We start from the raw sequence: 15240 nt of genomic DNA, 5'->3' as shown, positions 1-15240 counted from the left end.
GATGGCACGTGTCAGCGGCTACCACCATTTGACGCTCTCGACGGACAGCGCTCAGGAAGATTTTGATTTCTATACCAAGGCACTGGGCCTGCATTCGGTCAAGCGCACCGTCTTGTTCGATGGCGTCATCCCGGTCTATCACCTCTATTACGGCTCGCCCAACGGCGATGCCTCGACGATCATCACCACCTTCCCGTTCCGCAAGCCAGGCGTCTATGGCCGACGCGGATCCAACCAGTCGCGTACCATCATGCAGTCGATCCCCAAGGGGGCCGCGGATTTCTGGGTCGACCGGTTGAATGCGCGTGGCATCGAGGCCATCAAGATCACCCGTTTTGGCGCCGACCGCGCGGCTTTCGCACATCCCTGCGGTATCCCGCATGAGCTGGTGGAAAGCGACAGGGATCCACGCGCGCCCATCGCCAACGAAACGCAGGGCATCGGCAAGGCCCACGGCATCAAGGGAATCTACGGCGCCGTGGTGGCGGTGATGGACCGCACCGCCATGGACGACTTCCTGACCATCGCATTGCCGATGGAGAAAGAGGCCGACGACCACGAAGGGCTGGTGTTCCGCGTGCCCGACGCGGCCGGCGTCGCTCAGCGCGTGGAGGTCATTGTCGACCGCGACAGCCCGCAGGGCACCTGGACGCTGGCGGGCGGCACGATCCACCACCTCGCCCTCAACACCGGCGACGAAGAGAACCAGTTGAAACTGCGCGCCCATATAGAGGGCCTCGGCTTCACCGATATCTCGGAGCAGAAGGACCGCAACTACTTCAAGTCCTGCTATGTCCGCTCCCCCGGAGGCGCGCTGTTCGAAATTGCCTGGACCACGCCCGAAGGCTGGGCCAAGGACGAGCCCCCGGGCCAGATAGGCAAGACGCTGGTCTTCCCGCCATGGTTCAAGGACCGCGAGAGTGAATTGCAGGCCGGCCTGGAAGAGGCGGATTTCGCGTGAGTTCAGGCAGCGGTCCGCTCCGGCTTGGGCCAAGAGGTCCGGAGGCGAAGGCGATTTGCGTCTTCGTCCACGGCCGCGGCCAATCGCCCGAAGAGATGCAGTCGCATGTGCTGTCGCGGCTTTCTGCGTCCGCCGTGGCCTTCATCCTGCCGCGCGCACCGCTCGGCATGTGGTGGGAGGCGCGTGCCGTCGACCCGTTGACGCCGGTCGCCCGGGCGCAGCTTTCCGACGCGCTCGACCACCTTGCGGCCGCAATGGTCGCGGCGCGGGCCGAACTGCCCGGACTGCCGCTTCTTCTCGCGGGCTTCTCGCAAGGGGCGTGTCTGTCGATCGAATATCTCTGCGCGGGGCTGCCGCCGCCGGACGCTTTGGCGGCCTTGACGGGCTGCCGTGTCGGCGTTCCGGCGGACGAAAGATCCGAGGCGGCGCCGGCCGGAATGCCGATCTATCTTTCCGGCGGCGATGCCGATCCCTGGATACCAGTCTCTGCGTTTGCCGATGCCGCGCAATCGCTGGGCCGGTTTGGCGCGAGCTTGCGGGCCGATCTGTTCCCGGGCCGCGGCCATGAGGTCTCGGACGCCGAGATCGCCATGCTGGGCACGATCCTTGACGACCTCGCGGCCGGGCGCGGCCCGCGCATGGAGGCGGCGCGATGATGGACAGCTTCACGTTTCCGGGCCTGACGACACGGGTAGTCTTCGGTGCCGGCAGCATGGCTCGCGTCGAGGAGGAAGTCCGGCGGCTCGGCCATGACAAGGTGATGGTGCTGTCGACATCGCATCAGAAGGGCGATGCGGAAAGACTGGCCGCAAGCCTTGGTGGCCTCGCGGCCGGGATCTTTGCCGGCGCGGTCATGCATACCCCTGTCGAGGTCACGGAAAAGGCCGTCGATGCCTTCCGCAGCAGCGGCGCTTCGGCGGTCGTCAGCCTTGGCGGCGGCTCGACCACCGGGCTCGGCAAGGCCATTGCCGTGCGCACCGGCGCCGACCAGGTGGTCATTCCCACCACCTATGCCGGCTCGGAAATGACCGACATCCTCGGCGAGACGGCGGCCGGTGAGAAGACCACCCGCCGCTCGCCGGACATCCGCCCGGAGACGGTAATCTACGACGTTGATCTGACATTGAGCCTGCCGGTAGGCCTCACCGTCACCTCGGCGATGAACGCGATCGCCCATGCGATGGAGGCTTTCTATGCTCCCGATCGCAACCCGGTGATAGTGCTGATGTGCAGGGATGCCATGGTTGCCTTCCGGGACGGCATTCCAAGGTTGATCGGCAATCCGCAGGAGCGCGCAGCGCGGACGCAGGCGCTCTATGCTGCGTGGTGCTGCTCGACCGCGCTAGGCTATGTCTCGATGGCGCTGCATCACAAGCTGGCGCATGTCTTCGGCGGCTCGTTCGATACGCCGCATGCCGAAACCCACGCCATCCTGCTGCCCTACACGACCGCCTTCAACGAAGCGGCAGTGCCCGATCTGCTGCGCCCCATCGCCGAGGCATTCGGCGGCGGCTCGGCGGGCGGCGGGCTCTGGGATTTCGCACAGTCGGTCGGCTCTCCGCTGAGCTTGAAGGCGATCGGCATCGAGGAGACCGATCTCGACCGCGCGGCGGCGATCGCGGTCAAGAATGCCTATGCCAATCCGAGGCCAATCGATCCGGGATCGATAAGGGAACTCCTTCAGGTGGCGTGGGAGGGACGCCGTCCGGGGGCTTGAGAATAAAACAAGAGGGAGGAACTACAGTGATCACAAGACGCAGCCTACTGAAAGCCTCGGCGGCGACAGGCCTGGCGCTCGCCGGTTCGCGCCTGGCGACGCCGGCCATCGCGCAAGGCGCCAAGATCCGCCTGGGCTATGTTTCGCCGCAGACCGGGCCGCTTGCCGGCTTCGCGGAGAGCGATGCCTACAACATCAAGGCCTTCCTCGCTTCCGAGGCAGGCAAGAACTTCGAGGTCATCGTCAAGGACAGCCAGTCGAATCCCAATCGCGCGGCCGAGGTGGCGAAGAGCCTGATCGTCGATGACGAGATCAACCTGATGCTCGTCGGCTCGACGCCCGAGAACACCAACCCTGTGGCCACCACCTGCGAGGCGGAGGGCGTGCCGGTCATCTCGACGATGGCGCCGTGGCAGCCTTGGTTCATCGGCCAGCAGGGCAATCCGGCCGATCCGGCGTCGTGGAAGCCTTTCAACTTCGCCTATCATTATTTCTGGGGTCTCGAAGACATCATCGCCGTCTACACCGGCATGTGGAAACAGCTTTCCACCAACGGCAAGGTGGGCGGGCTGTTCCCCAACGACGCCGACGGCAATGCCTGGGGCGACCCGAAGAATGGGTTGGAGCCCGGCCTCGACGCCGCCGGCTTCAGCCTTGCCGATCCTGGCCGCTATCAGAACCTTTCGGACGATTTCACCGCGCAGGTCAACGTCTTCAAGGCGGCCAATGCCGAGATCGTCACCGGTGTGGTCATTCCGCCCGATTTCACCACCTTCTGGAACCAGGCCCGTCAGCAGGGCTTCAAGCCCAAGGCGGTGACGGTGGCCAAGGCGATCCTCTTCCCGCAATCGGTCGAGACGCTCGGCGACGCAGGCCACAACCTCTCGTCCGAGGTCTGGTGGTCGGCCTCGCATCCGTTCAAATCGTCCGTGACGGGCGAGAGCTCGGCGGAACTCGCGGCGGATTTTACCGCCAAGACCGGGCGTCCCTGGACCCAGCCGATCGGTTTTGTCCATTCGCTGTTCGAGGTGGCGGCCAATGTCATGGGCCGCGTGTCGGATCCAACCAATGCCGAGGCGATCGCGGCGGCGATAGCGGCCACCGATATGACGACGGTGGTCGGCAAAGTGGCCTGGAGCGGTGCGGGATTGCCGCCTTTCGCCGCGAAGAACGTCTGCAAGACGCCGCTCGTTGGCGGGCAGTGGCGCAAGAAGGCCGGTGGCGGCTTCGATCTGGTGATCGTCGAAAACGCCGGCGCCTCCGAGATTCCCACCGCCGGCAAGATGGAAGCCCTGGCCTGACGCTGCCGAGGGCGGCTGATACCGCCGCCCTCGTTCGGCGCGACCCAAGGATGACAGTGATGATACTCAGGCTGGAAAACGTTTCGAAGTCCTTTGGCGCCCTGAAGGTTGCGGATTCCGTGACCGTCAGCGTGCCGCGCGGCGAAGCGCTGGGCATTATCGGCCCGAACGGCGCGGGAAAATCGACGCTCTTCAACCTGATCACCGGAAACTTGTTTGCAAATGAGGGGCGCATCGAATTGCTCGGCCGCGACGTGACCCGTGCTCCGGCCATGGAGCGGGTGCACATGGGCGTCGGCCGCAGCTTCCAGATTCCGCAGCCTTTCGAGGGGCTGACCGTGTTCGAAAATCTCTTGACCGCTGCCGCCTTCGGCCGGGGCGGACGCGAAGCCGAAATGGTCGACGATTGCGCTGGTATCCTCGAGGAGACGGAGCTTCTCAGGAAGGCCAATTTCGTGGCCGGCTCGCTGAGCCTTCTCGACCGCAAGCGCCTCGAACTCGCCCGCGCCGTGGCGACAGGCCCTGAGCTTCTGCTTCTGGACGAGATCGCCGGCGGTCTGACGGAGGGCGAATGCAAGGCCCTGGTCGCGACGATCAAGGCGATCCACGCCAGGGGCACGACAATCATCTGGATCGAGCATGTGCTGCACGCCCTGAATTCGGTGGTAGAGCGGCTTCTCGTGCTGGATTTCGGGCGTGTGATCGGGATCGGTGCGCCTGATGAGATCATGGCCTCGAAGGCGGTTCGCGAAATCTATCTGGGGCTCGAGGTCTGATGCTGGAAACGCGTGGCCTCACCGCGAATTACGGCCAGTTCCGGGCGCTGTTCGGTGTGGATATCAGCGTGGCCGCGGGCGAATGCGTGGCGATCATCGGCGCCAATGGCGCCGGGAAATCCACGCTGATGCGCTCGATCACGGGCGTGATCGGCAACGAGCCCGGCATGGTGCTGCACAGGGGCGAGCCGATCGGCGCGCTGTCTTCGGCCCAGATCATGAAACGCGGCATCGCCATGGTGCCGGAGGGGCGCCGACTGTTCCCTTCGCTCACCGCCGAGGAAAACCTGCTGGTCGGCGGGCAGGCGCGCAAGGTGCCGGGGCCGTGGAACCTCGACGCCGTCTATGACCTTTTTCCGATCCTGCGCGAGCGGCGCAAGAGCCCCGGCACAGCGCTCTCGGGCGGCCAGCAGCAGATAGTGGCGATCGGCCGGGCGCTGATGTCGAACCCCGAATTGCTGCTCTGCGACGAGATCAGCCTCGGCCTCGCGCCCGTCGTCATCCGCGACATCTACGCAGCCCTTCCCAGGATCCGCGAAGGCGGCGCCGCGATCGTGCTGGTGGAGCAGGATATCGGCAAGGCGCTGGCGGTCGCCGACCGTGTCTACTGCATGATGGAGGGCCGCGTCACGCTGGCCGCCAGGGCGGCCGAGGTCAAGCGCGAAGACATCCATTCTGCCTATTTCGGAGTGGCGGCATGATCCGGAAACCGAGGCTCCGTCATCTGCTCGCGCAGCGCTCTTGTGGCCTGATCGAGGTGGCGCGGCGATGATCTGGCTGGACACCCTCGTGCAGGGGATTCTGCTGGGCGGGCTCTATGCCCTGTTTGCAGCGGGATTGAGCCTCGTCTTCGGCATCATGCGGCTGGTGAATCTCGCCCATGGCGACCTCATCATTCTTGCCGCCTATCTGGTTTTGATGGGCGTCACGCTGCTCGGCCTGTCGCCCTGGATCGCTGCCCTGGTCGCCATGCCGGCGATGTTCGCGCTCGGCTGGCTGCTGCAGACCGTCGTGCTGAACCGCGTGCTGGGCAAGGACATCCTGCCGCCGCTTTTGGTCACCTTCGGCCTGTCGGTCGCCCTGCAGAACGGCCTGCTCGAGGCCTTCTCCGCCGACAGCCGCCGCATTCCGGTGGGCGTGTTGGAAGGGGCATCGCTCGATCTCGGGCTGGTCACGGTGGGGATCATGCCGCTGATGACCTTTGCCTCGGCGATCGTGATGATCATTGCCCTGAACGGGCTCTTTTACCACACCGCGCTCGGCCGTGCCTTCCGCGCCACCTCGGACGACGCCGTGACGGCGGGGCTGATGGGGATAGAGCCGAAGCGGATTTTCGCGATCGCCACCGGGATCGCCATGGTCGTGGTGACGCTGGCGGCCCTCTATCTCGGCATGCGGGCAAACTTCGATCCTTCGATCGGGCCGGCGCGGCTGATCTATGCCTTCGAGGCGGTGATCATCGGCGGCCTCGGCAGCCTATGGGGAACGCTCGCGGGCGGGATCATCATCGGCGTGGCGCAGACGTTTGGTGCCGCGCTCAATCCGGAATGGCAGATCCTGGCCGGCCACATCGCCTTCCTGGCCGTGATGCTGCTCAAACCGCGCGGGCTTTTTCCGCGCGCAGTGGATTGAGGGGCGGCATGTATCGACTGACAACCCGCACCCGCGCCGGAACCGTAACCGCGATCACGGTGCCGATCGTCATCGTCGCCGCGCTCGCGCTGCCTGCCGTGGCCTCGCGGGGCGTCATACAGGATCTGTTCTTCATCCTCACCATGCTGACGCTGGCGCAGATATGGAACCTTCTGGCGGGCTATGGCGGCCTGGTCTCGGTGGGTCAGCAGGCCTTCGTCGGCATCGGCGCCTACGCGATGTTCGCCGGCGTGATCCTGCTTGGCTGGAATCCGGTCCTGGCGATCCCACTGGGGGGGCTTGCGGCGCTGGTGCTGGCGGTTCCGACGGCCTTCTTCGCATTCCGTTTGCAGGGCGCCTATTTCGCCATCGGCACCTGGGTGATCGCTGAAGTGACGCGCCTGCTGGTCGCGCAGTGGAAGGCGCTCGGCGGCGGCACCGGCACTTCGCTGCCGCGCGAGGCGACGAGCAGCATCCTGGGCACCGATGCGATCAGGGCGCTGTTCGGCGTCCGCGAGGCCGCGGCACGCGACGTCCTGGCCTACTGGCTGGCTTTGGCGTTGGTCGTAGCTGTGACCGGCGGCATCTATTGGCTGCTGCGCAATCGCCTCGGGCTGGCGCTGGCGGCGGTGCGCGACAATGTCGACGCGGCGCAATCGGTCGGCGTCGATACCGGCCGGCTCAGATGGGCGGTCTTTCTGATCGCCGCGGCCGCCACCGGGCTGACCGGCGCGCTGATCTTTCTGCAGACGGCCCGCATCTCGCCGGGAGCGGCCTTTGCCGTCACCGACTGGACCGCCAACGTCATCTTCATAGTCGTCATCGGCGGCATCGGCACCATCGAGGGGCCGATCCTCGGTGTGCTGGTCTTCTTTGCGCTGCGCTCGGCGCTGGCCGACTACGGCAGCTGGTACTTGATGACGCTCGGCCTCATCGCCGTCGTCGTAATGCTTTTTGCACCAAAGGGGCTGTGGGGCCTGATCGCGTCCCGCAAGGGCCTGCACCTGTTTCCGGTTCGCCGCAGGCTGACCGGTCCGAAGATCGAGGGAGGAATTTGATGGCGGATATCGAAACCGACGTGCTGATCGTCGGCACTGGCCCGGCCGGCTCGGCCACCGCCGCGCTGCTGTCCAGCTACGGCGTCGCCAACATGATCGTCAATCGCTATCGCTGGTTGTCGAACACGCCGCGTGCCCACATCACCAACCAGCGCACGATGGAAGTGCTGCGAGACCTTGGGCCGGAGGTAGAGGCCGAGGCCATGATGCACGCCTCCCCGCAGGAGCTGATGGGCGAGAACGTGTTCTGCGAAAGCCTGGCCGGCGAGGAGATCGGCCGCATGAAGAGCTGGGGCGTCCATCCGCTCTCCAAGGCCGAACATCTCCTGTCGTCTCCCTGCTTCATGAACGATCTGCCGCAGACCTTCATGGAGCCGATCCTGTTCAAGTCGGCCTGCGCCCGCGGCACGCAGGCCCGCATGAGCACGGAATATGTCAGCCATGTCCAGGATGCGGACGGCGTGACGACGACCTGCCACGATCGACTGTCGGGCAAGGATTTCACCGTGCGGTCGAAGTTCCTCGTCGGCGCCGACGGCGGCAACTCGCTGGTGGCCGAGCATCTGGGCCTGCCGCTCGAGGGCAAGATGGGCGTCGGCGGCTCGATGAACATCCTGTTCAGGGCCGATCTTTCGAAATATGTCGCCCACCGGCCGAGCGTCCTCTACTGGGTCATGCAGCCCGGCGCCGACGTCGGCGGCATCGGCATGGGTCTCGTGCGCATGGTGCGGCCGTGGGACGAATGGCTGATCGTCTGGGGTTACGACATCAACCAGCCGCCGCCTGAAGTGACGCCGGAACTGGCCACCAGCGTCGCGCGTCAACTGGTCGGAGATCCCGCGCTCGAGATCGAGCTCCTGGGCGCCAACACCTGGACCGTGAACAACTGCTTCGCCACGCACATGCAGAAGGGGCGGGTGTTCATCATGGGCGATGCCGCGCACCGGCATCCGCCCTCGAACGGGCTCGGCTCGAACACATCGATCCAGGACGGGTTCAACCTCGCCTGGAAGCTTGCCAAGGTCGTCAAGGGGCAGGCGGGGGTCGGGCTTCTGGACAGCTTCTCGGCCGAGCGCGCACCGATCGCGCGCCAGATCGTGACACGGGCGAACCAGTCCATCGCCGAATTCGGACCGATCTTCGAGGCGCTCGGCATGGACGGCGGCGTGGATCACGACAAGATCCACAGGAACATGGAGGCTCGCGCCGATGCGACGCCCGTCGCCGAAGCGCAGCGCGAGGCGCTCCGCAAGGCCATCGCCTTCAAGAAGTACGAGTTCGACGCCCATGGCGTCGAGATGAACCAGCGCTATGCCTCCGGCGCGGTGGTGACCGACGGCCAGGGCGAGCCGCCTTTCGAGAAGGATCGCGAGCTGCATTATGCGCCGACAACGTGGCCCGGTGCGCGCTTGCCGCATGTCTGGGTCTTCGAGCGCTCCGGCAGGAAAGTCTCGACGCTCGATCTTTGCGGGCATGGCGAGTTCACGCTGTTGACCGGCATTGGCGGCGAGGCGTGGGTCGCAGCGGCGGAGACGGTGGGCGCGGAGCTCGGTCTGCCGATCCGCAGCCATGTGATCGGCCCGCGCCGCGCGATCGAGGATCATACCGGCGACTGGGCCGGCGCACGGGAGATCCGCGACACCGGCTGCCTGATCGTTCGTCCCGACCATCATGTCTCCTGGCGTTCCGAAACGCTGGCGGCCGATCCGGCGGCCGAACTGCGCCGGGTCTTGAAATCCGTTCTGGCGCGCTGAGGAGGATCGCATGATCGACGAACACGAATCCGGCTATTTCACCGAAGCGAACTCGGCCGAGGTCGTGGTGGCGCGCAACAGGAACGCCAAGGACGAGCGGCTCAAAGAGGTGATGGAGGTCATCACCCGCAAGCTGCACGAGGCGGTGAAGGAGATCGAGCCGACACAGGAGGAATGGTTCGGCGCGATCATGTTCCTGACGCAGACAGGCCAGATCTGCAACGAGTGGCGGCAGGAATACATCCTGCTGTCGGATGTTCTCGGTGTCTCGATGCTGGTCGATGCGATCAACAACCGCAAGCCGTCGGGCGCCTCGGAATCGACGGTGCTGGGACCCTTCCACGTCGCCGACGCCCCCGAACTGCCGATGGGCTCCAACATCTGCCTCGACCAGAAGGGCGAGCCCATGTTCGTGCATGGCCACATCCTCGATACCGAGGGCAACCCGATCGCAGGCGCCAAGATCGACGTCTGGCAGGCCAATGACGAGGGCTTCTACGACGTGCAGCAGAAGGGCATCCAGCCCGACTTCAACCTGCGCGGCGTCTTCCGCACCGGCGCGGACGGGCGCTACTGGTTCCGCGGCGTGAAGCCGAAATACTACCCGATCCCGGACGACGGCCCAGTCGGCAAGCTGCTGGGCGCGCTGGGGCGTCACCCAAATCGTCCGGCGCATCTCCACTACATCGTCGAGGCCGCGGGCTTCGAAGCGCTGACCACGCACATCTTCGACCCGGACGACCCGTACATCGATTCAGATGCCGTCTTCGGCGTGAAGAAGAGCCTGCTCGCCGAATTCCGCAAGATCGAGGACGCCGAAGCTGCCGCCAGGGTCGAGGTTGCGGCCCCGTTCTACGACGTGGAGTTCGATTTCGTGCTGTCGCACAAGGGAGGAAACTGATGGCCGCACTTGAAAAGATGTTCGATGTCAGAGGCAAGTCGGTGATCGTCACCGGGGGCGCCAGCGGCATCGGGCAGGCCTATGCCGAGATCATGGCCGAGCACGGGGCGAAGGTCTGTATCTTCGACCTGAACCCTGCCGGGCTTGACACGACCGTGGCCGCGATCAGGGCGGTGGGTGGCGATGTCTGGGGCCAGGTTGTCAATGTCGGCGACCGCGCGGCCATGGCCGCAGCCTTCGACAAGGTCGCCGGGAAGGCAGGCTCGATCGATGTCGTGTTCGCCAATGCCGGGATCGATGCCGGGCCGGGCTTCAACACCCCGACGGGCGAAAGGAACCCCGAGGGCGCCATCGAGAACCTGCCCGACGAGCACTGGGACAAGGTGATCGAGATCAACCTGACCTCGGTCTACACCACGATCAAGCATGCCGTCCGGCATATGAAGCCGAATGGCGGCGGCCAGATCATCGTCACGTCGTCCATTGCATCGCTGATCAACGAGAGCATCGTGGGCACGCCCTACATGCCCGCCAAGGCCGCGGTGAACCATCTCGTTCGCCACATGGCGATGGAGCTTGGCGACTACAACATCCGCATCAATGCCATCCTGCCCGGACCGTTCATCACCAACATCGCCGGCGGCCGGCTGCGCAATCCGGCGGACCGCAAGGCCTTCGAGGCCCAGTCGCTGCTCGGTCGGATCGGCGACCCGGAAGAGATCAAGGGCCTGGCGCTTTATCTGGCGTCGCCGGCCGCGTCTTACGTCACGGGCTCGCTGATCGTAATCGATGGCGGCTCACTGCTGAGGATGACCTGAAGCCGCTTTGAACTGAGACCGGTCCCGTGGGCCGGAGAAACTTAACCCAGGGAGGAACCGACGATGAGCTACTACAACAGACTGGTGAAATCGGGCTTGCGGCCCAGCCGCCGAAGCGTCCTGAAGGGGATTGGAGCCGGCCTTGCCGCCAGCACGCTTGGCATGCCGGCCTATGTGCGCGCCGCGACGGCGGGAAAGATCAAGCTCGGCTATCTCAGCCCGACGACCGGACCGCTCGCCCTGTTTGGTGAAACGGATGGCTACACCTTGCAGAAGATCCGCGCCCTGCTCGGCGGCCAGCTGCAATGCGCCGACGGCAATACTTACGAAATCGAGATTCTTGACCGCGACAGCCAGTCCAATCCGAACAAGGCATCGGAAATCGCCGGCAATCTGATCCTGAACGACGAGGTGCATCTGCTCGTGCCGGCCTCGACCACCGACACGATCCTGCCCGCGGCCGAGCAGGCCGAGCTTTATGAAACGCCCTGCATTTCCTCGGGCGCTCCCTGGCAAGCGGTGATCATGCCGCGCGGCGGCGGCAAGCAGACTTTCGACTGGACCTATCATTTCTTCTGGGGCCTCGACGAGGCGTTGAACACCTTCGTCGGGCTCTGGAACCATCTGGAGACCAACAAGAAGGTCGGGATGCTGTTCCCCCAGAACATCGACGGCGAGACCTGGGGCAACGACGAATATGGCTTGCCAGCGCCGACCCGCAAGGCCGGCTACGAGGTCGTGGTGCCCGGCTATTTCCAGCCCCGCACCAATGATTTTTCCGCACAGATAGCCGAGTTCAAGAAGCAGGGCTGCGAGATCATCGGCGGCATTACCTATCCCGACGATCTGAAGACCTTCGTCACCCAGTGCAACCAGCAGGGCTTCAAGCCGAAGGCGGTCACGGTGGCGGCGGCGCTCTTGTTCCCGGGTGGCGTCGAGGCCATGGGTCCTCTAGGCAACGGCATGTCCTCGGAGGTCTGGTGGACCCCGGCCTTCCCGTTCAAGTCGTCGCTGACCGGCCAGGTCAGCAGCGACATCGCCAGCGAATGGGAAGCCGATACGAAGCGCCAGTGGACGCAGCCGCTGGGCTATTCGCATGCCTTGCTCGAGGTCGCCCTCGACATACTGAAGCGCTCTTCCAATCCGCTCGACCGTGCGGCCAATCGTGACGCTCTGGTCGCTACCGATCTGCAGACGCTGGTCGGTCATATCAAGTTCGACGGCTCGCCCCACAAGAACATCTGCAAGACGCCGATCTTCGGCGGCCAGTGGGTGAAGGGCGAGAAATGGCCTTATGACCTGAAGATCGTCGACAACACTGTCAATCAGCTCTTCGCGCCGCAGCAGGCTATCCAGCCGATCGCCTGGTGACATGAGCGGGAACGCGGGCAGAGTTATGAGTAGGGAAATCCTGCTGAAAGCGCACGGCGTGTCGAAGTCCTTCGGCGCTGTCCGCGTCCTGCATGACGTGACTTTCGACGTGCATCGGGGCGAGGTGCTTGGCATCCTCGGCCCGAACGGGGCGGGCAAAACGACGCTGTTCAACATGATCAGCGGCGATTTGAAGACGTCCGGCGGCGAGATCCAGCTCGGCGACACCGCGCTTCGCGGCGAGCCGCCCTTCCGGCGCTGCCAGATGGGCATCGGGCGGACCTATCAGATCCCGCGTCCCTATTCCGGCATGACCACCTTCGAAAACCTGCTGGTCGCCGCCGCTTTCGGCGGCGGCCGGTCGGAGAAGAAAAGCTATGCCTTCTGCGCCCAGGTCCTGCGCGATTGCGAGCTCTCCGACAAGGCCAATGTCTCGGCCGGCGCGCTCACTCTGCTCGATCGCAAGCGGCTGGAGCTGGCGCGCGCGCTGGCGTCGGATCCGAAGCTGCTGCTTCTGGACGAGATCGCGGGCGGCCTGACCGACGATGAATCGAAGGCGCTGGTGGCGCTGGTGCGCCGCATACGCGACCGCGGCATCACCATTGTGTGGATCGAGCATGTGCTGCACGCGCTGCTGGCGGTGGCCGACCGGCTGTTGGTGCTGAACTTCGGCGAGAAGATCGCTGAAGGCGTGCCAGCCGAAGTGATTGCGCTGCCCGAGGTCCAGCGCGTCTACATGGGGATCGAGGCATGACGGCCGTTCTTTCCACCCACGGCCTGTTGGCCCGCTATGGCGATTTCCAGGCGCTCTACGGCGTCGACATCGAGCTGCACCAGGGTGAGGCCGTGGCCTTGATCGGCGCTAACGGGGCAGGAAAATCCACACTCCTGCGTTCGATCATGGGCCTGCTCCCGGTCCGGCGCGAGATGGTGCTGCTGCACGGCGAGGCCGTTGGCGGCACCACCACGGACCGCATGGTGCAGAAGGGTGTCGCCATCGTGCCGGAGGGCCGTCGGCTCTTCACCGGCATGTCGGTCGAGGACAATCTGCGCGTCGCCATCGACCAGGCCGCGCGCATGGGCGCCAAGGGCGGATGGACGCTGCCGCGGTTGCACCTGCTGTTCCCGATCCTAAAGGAGAAGGCCCGCACGCAGGTCCAGAGCCTCTCGGGCGGGCAGCAACAGATGGTGGCGATCGGCCGCGCACTGCTCTGCCAACCTCGCGTGCTGCTCTGCGACGAGATCAGCCTTGGTCTTGCGCCGAAGGTGATCCGCGAGATCTATGCCGCCTTGCCCGAAATCCGCGCCACCGGAACGGCGATGATCGTGGTCGAACAGGATGTAGGCCTCGCCCGAACCGCCACGGACCGCCTCTACTGCATGCTGGAGGGGCGCGTGACCCTGACCGGCAGGTCCGCCGAGATCACGCGTGAGCAGATCGGCAAAGCCTATTTTGGAGCAGGCCATGGAGTGGTTTGACGCCTTGGTGCAGGGAGTCCTGCTGGGCGGCATGTATGCCCAGTATGCGCTCGGCATGGCGCTGATGTTCGGCGTCATGCGGATCGTCAACATCAGCCATGGCGATCTGGTGATCCTTTTGTCGCTGATAGGCATTTCGATAGCCACGGCCTGGGGTCTGGGACCGCTGCCTGTGCTGATCTTACTGGTGCCGCTCGCGGTGCTGATGGGCTGGGTGCTGCAGAAGGCCGTGCTGAACCGCGTGGTGGGCAGCGATCCGCTGCCCTCGCTGATCGCCACCTTCGGACTTTCGATCGCGCTGCAGAACCTGATGCTGCAGATATGGTCCGCGAACAGCCGATCGTTGCCCGGCCATGGAATAGAGAGTCAATCCATCGAGATCGGCGGTATCTATGTCGGCCTCCTGCCGCTGATCGTGCTGGCCGTCGCCACGGGGTTGACAGGAGGCCTCGACCTGACGCTGAAGCGCACGCGCTTTGGCCGGGCGCTCCGCGCCGCGTCGGCCGATGTCGAGGCAGCGGCGATGACCGGCATCAATCCGCGCGCCGTCTATGCTATGGCGACAGCGGCAGCGGTCGGCATCCTCGGCTTTGCAGCCGTCTTCCAGGCGTTGCGGTCGACCGTCGCGCCGGCCGACGGACCTGCCCAGCTGATCTACGCCTTCGAAGCGGTGATCATCGGCGGCATGGGGACGGTATGGGGCGCCTTCGCTGGCTCGATGGTCCTCGGCATCTCGCAGGCCATCGGCTTCCGCATTGATCCGGGCTTCGGCGTGCTCGCCGGACATATCGTCTTCCTGATCGTGCTGGCGACCCGCCCGCAGGGCCTGTTCGGAAAGGCATTGTCATGAGTGCGATCCCCTATGTGGCAACCGAGGTGCCTGAGGTCCTGGTCCAGCGCCAGACCCGGTCCGGTCGCATCGCGATGACGCTGGCTGTGCTGGCGCTGATCGGTGTCGCCGCCATGCCATGGTGGGCCTCGACCGGCACGATCCGGTCGATTCTGGTGCTGTGCTGCTACATCGCCGTCGCTCAGATGTGGAACCTGCTCGCCGGCTATGCCGGCCTCGTCTCGGTGGGTCAGCATGCCTTCATGGGAGCGGCCGGCTATGCGCTCTTCGTGTTGGCCCAGACTTACGGCATCAATCCGTTTGTGGCGGTCTTCCTTTCGCTGCTGGTGCCGGCCGCGCTGGCCGTGCCGATCTACCTGCTGCTGCATCGCCTGGATGGCCCCTATTTTTCGATCGGCACATGGGTGGTGGCCGAGGTCTTCCGGCTGACCGCCTCGAACCTGCCGCTCGTCAATTCCGGCGCGGGCATGTCGCTTCGCGTGATGAAGGACTATTCGGCCTTCGAGCGGAATGTCGCCATGTCGCTGCTCTGCGCGGGGATGCTGCTCGTCACGCTGGGCGGCAGCTACTGGCTGCTTCGCTCGCGCTTCGGCCTTGCGCTGATCGCCATGCGCGACAATCC

The 15240-nt window shown here is 65.1% G+C and carries 16 protein-coding genes; all 16 read left to right on the top strand.

Going from position 1 to position 15240, the window contains the following annotated elements; translation table 11 throughout:
- Nucleotide 1 precedes the first annotated feature (1 nt).
- Nucleotides 2-961: a VOC family protein gene (locus EOB59_RS00345; RefSeq protein ID WP_127318892.1), complete on the top strand. Its 960-nt coding sequence runs from the start codon at nt 2-4 to the stop codon at nt 959-961.
- On the top strand, nt 958-1617 hold the full coding sequence (locus EOB59_RS00340) for a phospholipase (RefSeq protein ID WP_128287384.1): 660 nt from the start codon (nt 958-960) through the stop codon (nt 1615-1617). The genes EOB59_RS00345 and EOB59_RS00340 overlap by 4 nt, the downstream gene beginning before the upstream one ends.
- Nucleotides 1617-2678 carry a maleylacetate reductase gene (locus tag EOB59_RS00335; protein WP_245482660.1) on the top strand — a complete coding sequence of 354 codons (1062 nt, stop codon included), beginning with the start codon at nt 1617-1619 and terminating at the stop codon, nt 2676-2678. The genes EOB59_RS00340 and EOB59_RS00335 overlap by 1 nt, the downstream gene beginning before the upstream one ends.
- 26 nt (nt 2679-2704) lie before the next feature.
- Nucleotides 2705-3979 (top strand): ABC transporter substrate-binding protein, encoded by a 1275-nt coding sequence (locus tag EOB59_RS00330; RefSeq protein ID WP_128287383.1) that lies wholly within the window; start codon nt 2705-2707, stop codon nt 3977-3979.
- Between the two features lie 59 nt (nt 3980-4038).
- On the top strand, nt 4039-4755 hold the full coding sequence (locus EOB59_RS00325; protein WP_127811182.1) for an ABC transporter ATP-binding protein: 717 nt from the start codon (nt 4039-4041) through the stop codon (nt 4753-4755).
- Nucleotides 4755-5456, top strand: a complete 702-nt coding sequence (locus EOB59_RS00320) for an ABC transporter ATP-binding protein (RefSeq protein ID WP_128287382.1) — start codon at nt 4755-4757, stop codon at nt 5454-5456. Before EOB59_RS00325 ends, EOB59_RS00320 begins: the two co-directional genes overlap by 1 nt.
- A 67-nt stretch (nt 5457-5523) precedes the next feature.
- Nucleotides 5524-6387, top strand: a complete 864-nt coding sequence (locus EOB59_RS00315) for a branched-chain amino acid ABC transporter permease (RefSeq protein WP_127811181.1) — start codon at nt 5524-5526, stop codon at nt 6385-6387.
- Between the two features lie 8 nt (nt 6388-6395).
- Entirely contained in the window at nt 6396-7445 is a 1050-nt protein-coding gene (locus EOB59_RS00310) for a branched-chain amino acid ABC transporter permease (RefSeq protein WP_127318880.1), read from the top strand.
- Nucleotides 7445-9199, top strand: a complete 1755-nt coding sequence (locus EOB59_RS00305; RefSeq protein WP_127811180.1) for an FAD-dependent monooxygenase — start codon at nt 7445-7447, stop codon at nt 9197-9199. Before EOB59_RS00310 ends, EOB59_RS00305 begins: the two co-directional genes overlap by 1 nt.
- A gap of 10 nt (nt 9200-9209) precedes the next feature.
- The gene (locus EOB59_RS00300) at nt 9210-10100 is read left to right on the top strand and encodes an intradiol ring-cleavage dioxygenase (protein ID WP_128287381.1); all 891 of its coding nucleotides are present in this window, start codon (nt 9210-9212) and stop codon (nt 10098-10100) included.
- Nucleotides 10100-10918, top strand: coding sequence for an SDR family NAD(P)-dependent oxidoreductase (locus tag EOB59_RS00295; RefSeq protein ID WP_128287380.1), 819 nt, complete (start codon nt 10100-10102; stop codon nt 10916-10918). The genes EOB59_RS00300 and EOB59_RS00295 overlap by 1 nt, the downstream gene beginning before the upstream one ends.
- A gap of 63 nt (nt 10919-10981) precedes the next feature.
- Nucleotides 10982-12289, top strand: coding sequence for an ABC transporter substrate-binding protein (locus EOB59_RS00290; protein WP_127396230.1), 1308 nt, complete (start codon nt 10982-10984; stop codon nt 12287-12289).
- A gap of 25 nt (nt 12290-12314) precedes the next feature.
- A complete protein-coding gene (locus EOB59_RS00285) occupies nt 12315-13043 on the top strand; it encodes an ABC transporter ATP-binding protein (RefSeq protein ID WP_128287379.1) in 729 nt (242 codons plus the stop codon).
- On the top strand, nt 13040-13768 hold the full coding sequence (locus EOB59_RS00280) for an ABC transporter ATP-binding protein (RefSeq protein WP_128287378.1): 729 nt from the start codon (nt 13040-13042) through the stop codon (nt 13766-13768). The genes EOB59_RS00285 and EOB59_RS00280 overlap by 4 nt, the downstream gene beginning before the upstream one ends.
- Nucleotides 13755-14618 (top strand): branched-chain amino acid ABC transporter permease, encoded by an 864-nt coding sequence (locus EOB59_RS00275; protein WP_127266427.1) that lies wholly within the window; start codon nt 13755-13757, stop codon nt 14616-14618. Before EOB59_RS00280 ends, EOB59_RS00275 begins: the two co-directional genes overlap by 14 nt.
- Nucleotides 14615-15240, top strand: a 626-nt coding sequence (locus EOB59_RS35825) for a branched-chain amino acid ABC transporter permease (protein ID WP_245486486.1), incomplete at its 3' end; no start/stop codon positions are given. The genes EOB59_RS00275 and EOB59_RS35825, both read left to right, overlap by 4 nt.

This window comes from Mesorhizobium sp. M7A.F.Ca.MR.176.00.0.0 (assembly GCF_004023165.1).
In the GTDB taxonomy this organism is placed as follows: domain Bacteria; phylum Pseudomonadota; class Alphaproteobacteria; order Rhizobiales; family Rhizobiaceae; genus Mesorhizobium.
Note: the sequence above shows the minus strand (reverse complement) of the source record. Positions and strands in the feature narration are given on the sequence as shown.